Origin of the sequence: Flavobacterium sp. GSP27 (genome assembly GCF_003970395.1) — a bacterium.
Taxonomy (GTDB): domain Bacteria; phylum Bacteroidota; class Bacteroidia; order Flavobacteriales; family Flavobacteriaceae; genus Flavobacterium.
Genome location: NZ_RYDP01000010.1, coordinates 57,976 through 70,518 on the forward strand (window position 1 = coordinate 57,976; position 12,543 = coordinate 70,518).

General features: G+C 34.6%; 10 protein-coding genes. 5 read left to right on the forward strand and 5 right to left on the reverse strand.

Annotated elements, in window-relative coordinates; translation table 11 throughout:
* Positions 1-63 precede the first annotated feature (63 nt).
* From EKM05_RS10065 to EKM05_RS10075, 3 genes are all read right to left on the reverse strand, one after another.
* Positions 64-2,619 carry a TonB-dependent receptor gene (locus tag EKM05_RS10065; RefSeq protein ID WP_158615147.1) on the reverse strand — a complete coding sequence of 852 codons (2,556 nt, stop codon included), beginning with the start codon at positions 2,617-2,619 and terminating at the stop codon, positions 64-66.
* A gap of 92 nt (positions 2,620-2,711) precedes the next feature.
* Positions 2,712-3,398, reverse strand: coding sequence for a GLPGLI family protein (locus EKM05_RS10070; RefSeq protein WP_126554960.1), 687 nt, complete (start codon positions 3,396-3,398; stop codon positions 2,712-2,714).
* A 68-nt stretch (positions 3,399-3,466) separates the two neighbouring features.
* Entirely contained in the window at positions 3,467-3,727 is a 261-nt protein-coding gene (locus EKM05_RS10075; protein ID WP_126554962.1) for a hypothetical protein, read from the reverse strand.
* A 387-nt stretch (positions 3,728-4,114) separates the two neighbouring features.
* On the opposite strand from EKM05_RS10075, the gene EKM05_RS10080 reads away from it, so the two are divergent.
* The 5 genes from EKM05_RS10080 (at position 4,115) to EKM05_RS10100 (ending at position 11,715) form a co-directional block, all read left to right on the forward strand.
* Positions 4,115-5,095 carry a pyruvate dehydrogenase complex E1 component subunit beta gene (locus EKM05_RS10080; RefSeq protein ID WP_091255586.1) on the forward strand — a complete coding sequence of 327 codons (981 nt, stop codon included), beginning with the start codon at positions 4,115-4,117 and terminating at the stop codon, positions 5,093-5,095.
* Between the two features lie 221 nt (positions 5,096-5,316).
* On the forward strand, positions 5,317-7,803 hold the full coding sequence (locus tag EKM05_RS10085; protein WP_126457447.1) for a DUF5686 and carboxypeptidase-like regulatory domain-containing protein: 2,487 nt from the start codon (positions 5,317-5,319) through the stop codon (positions 7,801-7,803).
* 99 nt (positions 7,804-7,902) lie between these two features.
* A complete protein-coding gene (locus EKM05_RS10090; protein ID WP_126554964.1) occupies positions 7,903-8,505 on the forward strand; it encodes a DNA-3-methyladenine glycosylase in 603 nt (200 codons plus the stop codon).
* Positions 8,506-8,612: 107 nt separating this feature from the next.
* Positions 8,613-9,143 carry an inorganic diphosphatase gene (locus EKM05_RS10095; protein ID WP_126452987.1) on the forward strand — a complete coding sequence of 177 codons (531 nt, stop codon included), beginning with the start codon at positions 8,613-8,615 and terminating at the stop codon, positions 9,141-9,143.
* A 112-nt stretch (positions 9,144-9,255) separates the two neighbouring features.
* Positions 9,256-11,715, forward strand: a complete 2,460-nt coding sequence (locus EKM05_RS10100; protein ID WP_126554966.1) for a sodium-translocating pyrophosphatase — start codon at positions 9,256-9,258, stop codon at positions 11,713-11,715.
* Positions 11,716-11,785: 70 nt separating this feature from the next.
* On the opposite strand, the gene EKM05_RS10105 is transcribed toward EKM05_RS10100, so the two are convergent.
* Entirely contained in the window at positions 11,786-12,154 is a 369-nt protein-coding gene (locus EKM05_RS10105; RefSeq protein WP_126554968.1) for a type II toxin-antitoxin system HigA family antitoxin, read from the reverse strand.
* 3 nt (positions 12,155-12,157) lie between these two features.
* Positions 12,158-12,454, reverse strand: a complete 297-nt coding sequence (locus EKM05_RS10110; protein ID WP_126554970.1) for a type II toxin-antitoxin system HigB family toxin — start codon at positions 12,452-12,454, stop codon at positions 12,158-12,160.
* Between the last annotated feature and the right edge of the window lie 89 nt (positions 12,455-12,543).

Sequence of the window (12,543 nt, forward strand, 5' to 3'; positions counted from 1 at the left end):
ATTAATTTGAATAATATACTATGCACGCATAATATTTTACTTAACTACTACGTTTTCGCTACTTTACAGTTTAAATTTAATATTTAGCAAATAATAACCTGTTAGCGATTGAGAAATTCTTTCTTCTGTGAAATTATCGAATCGAGTTAGCGTAATTTGTTCGTAATTTTTTATGTTCAGAATATCGTGCGCTATTAAGCTAATTTCGACTTTTGACTTTGGGGAATTCATACGAAGTCTGGGGCTGAGCTGATAAATTTTGTTGGAAAAAGTGGAAGTGCTTATTTTTTTGTAAGAGAATTTATTTACGAATGATATAGTATTGGAGATTTTAAAACTAGTTTCGATAAAAGGATTTAATATTGAAATGCGACTCTTAAAAAGGACATCTTTATATACGTCTTTTGATACTGCCACTCCGGTTTCAAATTGTAAACTGGTTTGTCTTAATCTTGATATAAACGAAAGATATCCAGAAGTCGATTCTGTTTTTAAATTTTGATTAAGGTTATTTGAAAATAAAATTTTAGAACTGGAAGAATAAGAAGCACTTGCTCTAATTGAAAAGGGAATGAAAGAAAGTGTTTTCTCTGAATAAAGCATCGAGTTAAAACGATTTTCAAAGGGAGCCAGCTGATATTGAATCAAATTTACCGCTGCATCGGCACTGGAGTTATTGGAAATGATATTTGTTGCCTTATAATATGAAAGATTAGAAATAATAGATAATTTTCTTTTATTATCAAAATAGAAATAATCAATTCCTACTTGATTGTTTGGTGACACACTGTTTAATCTAAGATTCACATTTGAGTAAATAGTTCTGTAATCACTAATAACACTGTTTGGTATTAAATTTTCTGCTTGTGTGAGGCTGTTGTTTCTGGAAAAAGATAATTTGATGTAATGATTGGAACTAAAGTCTGTTTTTAAGCTTATTTTGGGTGTAAATAACCACTTTGTATCGGTTGAATTGTCCATTTTAAATTGAATTCTGGAGTAGGATAAAGCAGATGAGAATGTCGTTTTGTCCGAAAATTTAAATTTAGTTTGTAATCCAAAACTTTGAACGCTGTTTTCTGTGATTATGTCATTTTCAAATTGCGGAAATTGCTCTTCAGTACTTTTATAATTATCTTTTCTTGAAGAGGACTCCATGAAAAGTGAGTTAGCTGTCTTTTTTACGTTGAAGGTATAATTGGCATTCACATCGATATTATTCTTGTTTAAGTCGCTATTCTGAATAATTTTGTTTGCATTATTCTCAAAGTTCAAAGCTAAAAAAGGAAGGTTGGATTCGATATTTAAAAGGTTTGATTTTTTGAGAATTTGCTGTTTCAAAGAAAAATTAAAGCCGCTGTTATTTTCGAAAAGTGTAGCGAAATTCAATTGATGATTAAATGTGTAATCTGTTAGTTCTGTCGCGTTATTTAATTGGTTTGCGTTGTTGTCAATTTCAATTGAATTGGTTTTACTTATGCCCGAAAAGAACCCTTTATAACTGATTAATGTTTTTTCATTTGGTTTAGTGGTAATGTCTATAGAGGAATTAGTGAAAACGGTTTCTTCAGTACTATATCTGCTGTCTTTATTGGAGAAAACACCAGAGTTGGACGAGTAGAATTGCGTATTTGACTGTTGTTCTATTTGATCTACACTGTTAAAAATCGAGTAAAAGTTTACCTGCGTTTTTTTATTGGGCGAATATTTTAGATTTAAACCAGTGAAATAGGAGGATCGTTCTTTCACATTATTGCCAATAGTTAAAAACCGAGGTAAATCATCATTTTTCGAAAATGTGGTTTCACCAATGGTACCTTCTTCTTTTTGGTTTGTAAATTTGGTATAATCGTCAATGTTCATGGAAAGTTCCCCCGTATTATTGGAATCGCTAATCAGACTAAATAACGTTTTTTTGCTAAAATTGAATAGTGTGGCGTGTACTTTATATTTGTTATCGCCAGCTCCCGCGGATACGTTTCCTGTAAGTTTATTTTTGAATTGTTCTTTGATGTTGATGTTTAAGGCAGTAATCTCAGATTTATTGTTTTTTTTAATAGTCTTAAATTCAGTATAGTTTTTTATTAACTCAATATTTTTAACCATTTCAGCAGTGATGTTTTCGGTGGCTATTTTTTGTTGGTTAATAAAAAATTCCTCTCCATCAATTAAAAGTTTGTCTACTTCTTTTCCATTTGCTTTGATTTTGCCTTGAGAGTCTATGTCTAAGCCGGGTAATTTTTTGATGACATCTTTCAAAGTTTCTTCGGTACCATTTAGAAATTTTTCAATCCGGTATCTTAGTGTGTCGCCAATTTCGGTCATTCCGGCAGCTTCGTTCTTAATGATTACATTGTCTAGATCAATTTTGTTTTCTTCTAATGTAATTTTGCCTATGTCTAACAAATTATTTGTTATTTCAATTTCCTTTGTGAAAGACTTTAAACCCAAATAACTTATTTTAAGGATATATAAACCTTTCATGTCTACCACTAGGCGAAAATTTCCTGAAGTGTCAGAAAAGGAAAAAGCGAAAATTTCATCATTTTTAATATCTTTTAATTGTACAGTTGCCTGACTTATTGGTTTACTGGAGATGTCCACGACTGAACCGGTCACGTTATTTTGAGAAAATATAGGTACAGCAAACAATAAAAAAAAGCAGAGAAACTGCTTTTTTAGTGAACAAATATCCTGAAAAAAATGAATCATTATTTGTTACTTTGTTTCAAATAGTCACTGAAACTCATTTCTGTAGCCCTGTTGTTAGGTTCTTCGATAGGTGTGTTTTCTTTGCTAAAAACCAATTTGTCAAGAGTTAAAACTGTAATGTCACTAATCTCCACTTGTATTATGAATCCGGGTAAGCCGCTGTAGTGCATGGGTCCATCGTTAATAGGTATATCTTCAGTGTACCAAGCAACGATGGATTGATTGGAGTTGAATGTGGTATTGATTGTTGTTGCTTTTTTACAAACATAACCGTTAATAGTTTGGGTTTCGCTAATTAATTTCCAGTTAAATACGGGTAATGATTCTTTTATGTTTATGTCCTTGTTATCTTGGGTAAAAACAACTTTTAATTTTTTTAAGTTAAAATCTTTATATCTAATAAAAGACGAAGGTCGACTTATGGACGATGTTGTTTCGTGTTTTATTCCATATTTTTCAATATAGGTTGTGTCAATTGAGGATTTTTCGTTAGAAATCAAATTTTGTATTGATTTATTTTCTGAATATAGATAGGAAAAAATCATTGGTTTAAGTGCTTTGTCAGAAAGTGTTGTCTCGTCTCCAATTCCTTTAATTGGTCTTTCTATAAGAATAGCCTTTAGAGTTTGTGCAGTTGCAAAATTAAAAAACAATATAAGTACGATTGAAAAATAATTATAATTCATATGTAGTTTGATTACAAATACGAAAGGGAGTTTCACCCTTTCGTATTTGTATATTTAAAATGTTCGGTTTATTCAGCCGCTAAGGAATACCAAGTGCAATGATAAGTAGTAGTAACGGTTGTTACGCCATTTAAACCATTATAACTTGTAGATTCTGAGATTTTATAGCAAAACCAAACATCTTTCTCTTCTAAAGTGTTCGTTTTTGTATTTTCTTCTCTTGTAAATTGTAAATTTTCAGTGTTGCTAAAAGTTTTTGACTCGTTATTGGCTACCGCTAATCCAGAAAAAGCAATTAATGCAACTGCTGTAAATAATAATTTTTTCATAGTATAATGTTTTAAGGTTATACTTGCTAAATAAAAAAAAACAACTCTTGCAAGAAAAACTTGATTTTTTTATGATGTTTAAATTCAAGGCAGTTATGTTTTTAAAATCGTTTAAAATCATTTGTTACTTCTACTAAAACTATTATACTAAAAGAATTAAGGTTTATTACATCGTTTTCGTAGCCCGGATAGCAGCGGCATCCTTCTTGTGGCTCCTTTAGCCACAGGAAGATACAGCGGAGAGCCGGAAATAGCTCCTGAAAATTATCGCTATAAATCCTGAATTAATTTAGAGTAATTTATGCTTTTAAATGATATTAAATATTTATTTTTGCTTTTCGAAAATTATCCTTCGACTGCGCTCAGGAGGACAAAATATAAAAAAATATGAGAACGATACAATTTAGAGAGGCCATTTGTGAAGCGATGAGTGAAGAAATGCGTCACGATGAGTCCATATACTTAATGGGTGAAGAAGTTGCAGAATATAATGGTGCCTACAAAGCATCTAAAGGTATGCTAGCTGAATTTGGCGAGAAAAGAGTCATTGATACTCCTATCGCAGAGCTTGGTTTTACTGGTATTGCAGTAGGTTCAGCCATGAATGGATGCAGACCGATTGTGGAATACATGACGTTCAATTTTTGTTTAGTAGGTATTGACCAAATCATAAATAATGCTGCCAAAATGCGTCAGATGACGGGTGGACAATTTAATGTGCCAATCGTTTTTCGTGGTCCAACAGCTTCGGCAGGACAATTAGGAGCAACGCACTCACAAGCGTTAGAAAACTGGTTTGCGAATACTCCGGGTCTTAAAGTGGTAGTTCCCTCTACGGTTTATGATGCCAAAGGTTTGTTGAAAGCGGCTATTCGTGATAACGATCCTGTGATTTTCATGGAATCTGAACAAATGTATGGGGATAAAGGTGAAGTTCCAGATGGCGAATATGTAATTCCGTTAGGAGTTGCTGATATCAAGCGTGAAGGTACGGATGTGACAATTGTTTCTTTTGGAAAAATTATCAAAGAGGCGCATATTGCCGCTGACGAATTAGCCAAAGAAGGAATTTCTTGTGAAATTATCGATTTGCGAACTGTACGTCCTATGGACTATGAGACGATTTTAACATCGGTTAAAAAAACAAATAGATTAGTAGTTCTTGAGGAAGCATGGCCTTTTGCAAGTGTGGCTTCTGAAATTACCTATATTGTTCAAGAACGTGCTTTTGATTTCTTGGATGCGCCTATTCAACGTATTACGACTGCAGATACGCCAGCGCCGTACTCTCCGGTTTTATTGAAAGAATGGTTGCCTAATGCTGGTGATGTAGTAAAAGCGGTTAAAAAAGTACTGTATAAAAAATAGTCAGTTGGAATCGTTTGATTTGGAATAAGGGCTAATAACCCGTTTTTTAATAATCAATTAATCCTGCGGTCTTAATTAACTATATTTGAAACTTCATCAATTCTTTAATTTGATGAAGTTTTTTTTTGAATGACTATGAAATCGCCATGACAGAAGCTGTCTCAAACACCAATTAAGATCTGGCGATACCATATTCCTACAAAAACAAATATTATCTACATATGAAAAAGAATCTCTTATTGTTTCTGCTTTTGTTGTTGGTCTCAGCAACTACTAGTTTTGCGCAAACAAAAGTGAGTGGTGTTGTGGTTGATAAATCCAACCTGCCCATTCCATTTGCCAATGTAGTTTTCAAAGGTTCCAGTGAAGGAATTGTGACTAATGAGGACGGTAAGTTTTACCTGGAATCCAAAAAAACATATACTACTTTACTCATATCCTCCGTTGGGTTTTCTGAAAAAGAAATTTACTTAGATAAACCGGTAAATTATAATTTCAAAATTCAGTTGAATGAAGCCGAAAGCTTAAACGAAGTAGTGGTTTTTGCCGGAAAAACATCAAAAAAGGACAATCCTGCGCTCGATATTCTGAGGAAAATCTGGGAAAGAAAACGTAAAAACGGGTTGTATCAGTTTGACCAATACCAGATGGAAAAGTACGAGAAAATAGAATTTGATATGAATTCTATTGACAGTGCTTTTATGAAAAGCAAACTTTTTAAAGGGATGGAATTTATATTCGATCAAATGGATACGTCCCGAGTAACCGGGAAAACCTATTTGCCTATTTTTATAAATGAATCACTCCATGATGTTTATGGAGACAACAAATTAAAGAAGGTAAAAGAAAAAATAAAAGCCAATAAAACGTCCGGATTTGATGGGAATCAACAGATTTTATCTTTTGTAAAAGACTTGTATTCAGATTATAATATCTACAATAATTACTTGACTTTTTTTGACAAAAGCTTTACCAGTCCGCTGTCTAAAACAGGGATTGATGTCTACAATTATGTACTGAAAGACAGTTCGTATATTGATGATAAATGGTGCTATAATATTGTTTTTTATCCAAGACGAAAAAACGAATTGACTTTCAAAGGAGATTTTTGGGTGAATGATTCCACATTTGCCATCAAGAAAATCAATATGGCAGTGACCAAAAGTGCCAATATCAACTGGGTAAAAGATATTTACTTAGAGCAGGAATTTGAAGTAGTCAGTGACTCGGTTTTCTTGTTGACCAAGGATTATTTGATGTCTGACTTTGCTTTGAACAAAAAAGAAAATTCGAAAGGTGTTTATGGAAAAAGAACTAGTTTTTACCGGAACCATCAGTTCAATACAGAATTGCCTGTTGCTTTTTATAAAGCCGAAGTCAATTATATGGATGACGAAGTCTACAATAAATCCGAGGAATATTGGAATGAAAACCGTTTTGAAAACTTAAGCAAGGATGAATTGGGCGTTTATAAAATGCTTGATACCCTGCAAACCGTAAATAAATTCAAACAATTGTACAGCTTAGTATCCATACTAGGAAGTGGTTATGTGGAGTTTAATAACTTTGATTATGGACCTGTTTTTTCTACATTTGGATACAATGAAGTAGAGGGTGTACGGTTGCGAGTAGGAGGAAGAACCTATTTTGGTCCTAACGATCCTTGGCGCATTCAGGCGTATACTGCGTATGGGTTTGATGATGATAAATTTAAATACGGACTTTCCGGAAAATGGATGGTCGACAAGAAAAATAGGATCATTTTATCCGGCGGAAATAGGCGAGACATTGAACAAATAGGAGCCAGTTTAACTACTACAAATGATGTTTTAGGCCGAAGTTTTGCTTCGTCGTCCGTATTCTCATCTGGCAGTAACGGGAAGTTAACCAACATCAATTTGACTAATGTTGCCATAGAAATGGAGCCAGTAAAAAACTTGACTTTTCAGGCTGGGATTTCGTATCGTACGCTGGAGTCTGCATCGCCTACTTTTAGCCTGGATTATTATACCAACATAGCCAATTTAGCTACTAAAAGTGATGTAAAACAATCCGAAGCGAACATTCAGATCGAGTATTCTCCAAAGCGAAAAACGATTGGTTTTGGGGTTGAAAGAAGCAATGTTGACAGTCCTTTTAGTCGTTTTTTTATTAATTACAGCCATGGATTCAAAGGGCTTTTGAACAGTAATTTCAAATATGACAAAGTACAATTATATTACAAACAGCCTATAGTTATTGGTCCATTGGGGCGAACCAATATTATTATGGAAGTAGGAAAAACTTTTGGAACAGTTCCGTTAGGATTGATAAATGTGATTCCGGGAAATCAAACTTTTTTCACGATTGAAAACACCTTCAGTAATCTTAATTTCTATGAATTTGTATCGGATCAATATGCTACTTTACAGTGGAATCACAATTTCAACGGGCGTCTTTTTTCCAGAATACCGTTCATGCGCAAACTCAATTGGAGAGAAATTATATCCGTAAAAGGGGTTTATGGAAGCATCTCTGATGAAAACAGAGCTATTAATGCTTCGGGTTTAATTTACAATGCACCTGAAAAAGGCTATTGGGAATACAGTGCTGGTATTGGAAATATCTTCAAAGTATTCCGTATTGATTTCGCCTGGCGAGGCAATTATCTCAACGTGCCGGAAACGAATCGTTTTACTGTAAAAGGGTCGTTTGGGTTCAGTTTTTAGGAGCTATTCCGGCTGTACACTATATCTTTTTATAAGGCGAATAAAAATCGCCTTATAAAAAGGATGCCGTTTCCATCCGGGCTAAAAAAACATCAGATTATGCAAGAAGCCATCGACTACCTTTTAGAAAAAGATGCTATTTTCAAAGCAATCATTGAACAATACGGAATGCCTGTTATTCCCAAAAGACCGCAAGGTTTTGAGACTCTGGTATTGTTGGTTTTAGAGCAACAAGTATCGATAGAGTCCGCTAAAGCTACTTTTTTGAAAATAAAAACTACTCTAAAAACGGTAACACCGGAAATTCTTGTTCTCATATCGGATGCTGAGTTTAGGAATCTTGGCGTAAGCCGTCAAAAAACGTCTTATATCAAAGCTTTGGCGACAGCCTTAATAAATAAAGAACTTGATTTAGAAAGTTTGCCAGCCAAAACGGCTCTGCAAGTGCGCGAAGAACTCATCAAAATCAAAGGGATAGGAAACTGGACCATCGATATTTATTTAATGTTTTCTCTGCAAGAGCCTGATTTATTGCCATTAGGCGATATTGCCGTTGTACACACAATCAAGGAATTACTGGATATTCACGACAAAAATGAGATGCAAGTTCATACGTTGAAATGGAGTCCGTATCGCTCTTTTGCAACCTATCTTTTATGGCATTATTATTTAAAGAAAAGAAATAGAACCGTTTTTTACTAAAGTGCTGTTTCTTAAAATTTAATCAACAGATAACATAGATTTTTCATTGTTGAAAGGGATTCTTTACTTATTTTTGCAACCATAAAATATAGAAAAGAAAAACTAAAATGACTGCAGACAAATTAACAACTTTCGATGTTTTAATCGAAATCCCAAGAGGAAGTAGAAATAAATACGAATATGATTTCGAAATAAAAAGAATGCGTTTTGACAGAATGTTATTCTCGTCAATGATGTATCCTGCGGATTACGGATTTATTCCGGAAACATTAGCCTTAGACGGCGATCCATTAGATGTATTGGTTTTGGTAAACGAACCTACTTTTCCCGGTTGTGTTATGGAAGTAAAACCCATTGGTGTTTTCCACATGGCGGATGATAAAGGACCGGATGAAAAAGTTATCTGTGTACCGGTTTCAGATCCAATCTGGAATTCATTGAATGATCTGTCAGACATGAATCCACATTTATTAAAAGAAATTGAACACTTTTTTCAAGTGTACAAAGATCTTGAAAACAAGAAAGTAGATGTAGGCGGCTGGGGAGATGTAAATGAAGCCTATGCAATTATCGCAGAGTGTACGGAGCGATTTAATCAAATTGAGAATAAACCAGAGGGATTGTTTAGTATTAAATAATTTTACGTCATAATTTTTACAAAAAAAGCAACATTCTGTTAAGAATGTTGCTTTTTTTGTTTAAATTCGTTTTGTTACACTATTAATTTTAACCAAAAACCAAACCGAAATTATGAATACAATTATGATTTATTTGCCTATTGCGATGGCATTTATTGGACTGGCATTTATGTTTGCTAAAAGAAAATGGGTATTAAAACAGGATCCGGGTGATGGTAAGATGAAAGAGATTTCGGATTACATTTACGAAGGAGCCTTGGCTTTCTTGAAAGCAGAATATAGGTTGTTGACGTTTTTTGTCATTGGAGCTAGCATAGTTTTAGCCGGAATTTCTTTTTTCGTTCCTACTACACACATATTAATAGTGGTTGCTTTTGTTTTTGGTGCTTTTTTCTCGGCTTTAGCTGGGAACATGGGAATGAAAATTGCAACAAAAACCAATGTTAGAACCACACAAGCCGCCCGTACCAGTTTGCCTAAAGCCCTAAAAGTTTCTTTTGGTGGCGGAACCGTAATGGGATTAGGGGTTGCGGGATTGGCTGTTTTAGGATTGACCACTTTCTTTATTTTCTTTTTTCACTTCTTTATGAACGGCGTTTGGACTTCTACGGAAGATATGACCATTGTTTTAGAAACACTAGCGGGATTTTCTCTTGGAGCAGAATCTATTGCCTTGTTTGCAAGAGTTGGTGGAGGAATATACACTAAAGCGGCCGATGTTGGAGCTGATTTGGTAGGGAAAATAGAAGCTGGAATTCCGGAAGATGATCCCCGTAATCCGGCTACAATTGCGGACAATGTAGGGGATAATGTAGGCGATGTTGCCGGAATGGGAGCTGATTTATTTGGTTCTTATGTCGCAACCGTTTTAGCGGCCATGGTTTTAGGAAATTATGTAATTAAAGACATGGGCGGAACTATTCAAGATGCTTTTGGAGGAATAGGACCTATCTTATTGCCAATGGCAATCGCCGGTTTTGGTATTTTATTTTCGATTATCGGAACGATGGTGGTAAAAATTACAGATGATAATGCAAAAGAAGCGCAAGTGCAAAGCGCTTTAAATAGGGGAAACTGGCTTTCAATAGGATTAACCCTTATTGCCTGCTATTTTTTAGTGCAATACATGTTGCCAGAAACCATGAAAATGGATTTTTTTGGAGAAGGAACTAAAGAAATTTCATCCATGCGTGTTTTTTATGCTACAATTGTAGGTCTGGCAGTAGGTGGACTCATTTCGTCAGTAACTGAGTATTATACAGGATTGGGTACAAAACCTGTTATGGCAATTGTTCAAAAATCTTCAACTGGAGCAGGAACAAACGTAATTGCAGGATTGGCAACCGGAATGATTTCTACGTTTCCAACGGTTTTATTATTTGCAGCTGCAATTTGGACTTCCTACGCATTAGCAGGATTTTATGGTGTGGCTTTAGCTGCTTCAGCGATGATGGCAACAACGGCCATGCAATTGGCAATCGATGCTTTTGGACCCATATCGGATAACGCCGGTGGAATTGCTGAAATGAGCGAATTGCCTAAAGAAGTACGCACAAGAACCGACATTTTAGATGCCGTAGGAAATACAACTGCAGCAACCGGAAAAGGCTTTGCTATTGCTTCGGCAGCATTAACTTCACTAGCTCTATTTGCTGCGTATGTAACTTTTACAGGAATTGACGGAATCAATATTTTTAAAGCACCAGTTTTAGCAATGCTATTCGTGGGAGGCATGATACCTGTAGTTTTCTCGGCATTAGCGATGAATTCTGTCGGGAAAGCCGCAATGGACATGGTGTATGAAGTACGTCGTCAGTTCAGGGAGATTCCCGGAATTATGGAAGGAACCGGAAAACCGGAATATGCTAAGTGTGTTGATATTTCGACGAAAGCTGCATTGCGCGAAATGATGTTGCCGGGAATATTGACAATTGGTTTTCCAATTGCAATTGTTTTGCTTGGCAAATTAGTTTACGGAGACAACAACCAGCTAATCGCCGAAATGTTAGGGGGTTATATGGCCGGAGTTACCGTTTCGGGTGTGCTTTGGGCTGTTTTTCAAAACAATGCCGGTGGTGCTTGGGACAACGCTAAAAAATCTTTTGAAGCGGGAGTTCTTATTAATGGTGAAATGACCTATAAAGGTTCTGATGCGCATAAAGCGGCCATTACTGGCGATACTGTTGGAGATCCGTTCAAAGATACTTCTGGACCATCAATGAATATTTTAATTAAATTGACGTGTTTGATTGGTTTGGTAATTGCACCAATTTTAGGTAGTGGTAATCATACATTGGCTAATAAAGCCGCTTGTTGTGCTGCTTCTGAAATGTGTACTTCAATATCTAAAGAAGAGTGTCTTGCTAAAGGATGTGACAGTAAAACGTGTAGATTTATGAATGCTTCCGCAGCAGTAACTGAAATGGTCTCGAAAAAAGTTACGATAGAAAAAACCAATGTTGATGGAGAAGTAAAAGCGACTATTAAAACTAATATTAACGGAAAAGAAAACATTCAAAGTTTTGAAGGAACTGATGCAGAAGTTCAGGCTAAGATTGATGCTTTAAAGTAATCAATATCTTGTAAATAAAAAATGCCTCGCAATTTAGACTGTGAGGCATTTTTTGTTTGAAATTATAAAATTATTGTTCTAATGCATATTCTTTGATTAAAGTTGAAGCTGGAATATGGAGTGTTTCTGTTAAAATTCTAATTTGTTTAATAGTTAAAGCTCTTCTACGTTTAAAAATTTCAGTTACTCTGGAGCGACTATTTAAAATGACTCCTAAATCAGAATCTGTAAGTCCGTTTTGTTCCATCATAAATTTAATGGCTTCAATTGGATCTGGTTCAGGAATAGGATAGTGTATTTGTTCATATTTCTCTATAAGAGTGACTAGAATATCTAATTCATCTTCTTCATTGGTATTAGGTTTAGCATCAAAAAGGGTGTTTACTCTTTCTAAAGCTAGTTCATAATCTTTTTCTGTTTTTATAGGATTTATTTCCATTTTTTATAAGTTTTTAATGTCCTTCAAATTGTCATATTCAGGATGAGTTCCAATAAATAAAATATAGACAATTTGTGTTACATAATTAATTTTCACGATTAATCGGTAATGATTGCCACAAATATTGAAAACCACTTTGTTGTTACCTACAAAATCTGCCGAGCCGAAAATTGATTTTATAGCATTAGAATTGATGAAACTATTTTTGTCAATAACCTGATACCAAGACAATAATTGTTGTTTTGAACTAGGGTGTTGCTCCCAAAAATGCTGTAAAGTTCTTTTGGCAATTATTCGCATACGTTATTTTGAATGTCAAAGATAGTCGAAAATTCCCTATTTGGGAAAAATATTTTTTTCGTTTTAATCTCATTGAAAAAACTATATTT

Bases quoted from the DNA above. Each gene is read 5' to 3' on its own strand.
- EKM05_RS10070 (WP_126554960.1), bottom strand. From the start codon at position 3,398: ATGAATTATAATTATTTTTCAATCGTACTTATATTGTTTTTTAATTTT.
- EKM05_RS10075 (WP_126554962.1), bottom strand. From the start codon at position 3,727: ATGAAAAAATTATTATTTACAGCAGTTGCATTAATTGCTTTTTCTGGA.
- EKM05_RS10080 (WP_091255586.1), top strand. From the start codon at position 4,115: ATGAGAACGATACAATTTAGAGAGGCCATTTGTGAAGCGATGAGTGAA.
- EKM05_RS10085 (WP_126457447.1), top strand. From the start codon at position 5,317: ATGAAAAAGAATCTCTTATTGTTTCTGCTTTTGTTGTTGGTCTCAGCA.
- EKM05_RS10090 (WP_126554964.1), top strand. From the start codon at position 7,903: ATGCAAGAAGCCATCGACTACCTTTTAGAAAAAGATGCTATTTTCAAA.
- EKM05_RS10095 (WP_126452987.1), top strand. From the start codon at position 8,613: ATGACTGCAGACAAATTAACAACTTTCGATGTTTTAATCGAAATCCCA.
- EKM05_RS10100 (WP_126554966.1), top strand. From the start codon at position 9,256: ATGAATACAATTATGATTTATTTGCCTATTGCGATGGCATTTATTGGA.
- EKM05_RS10105 (WP_126554968.1), bottom strand. From the start codon at position 12,154: ATGGAAATAAATCCTATAAAAACAGAAAAAGATTATGAACTAGCTTTA.
- EKM05_RS10110 (WP_126554970.1), bottom strand. From the start codon at position 12,454: ATGCGAATAATTGCCAAAAGAACTTTACAGCATTTTTGGGAGCAACAC.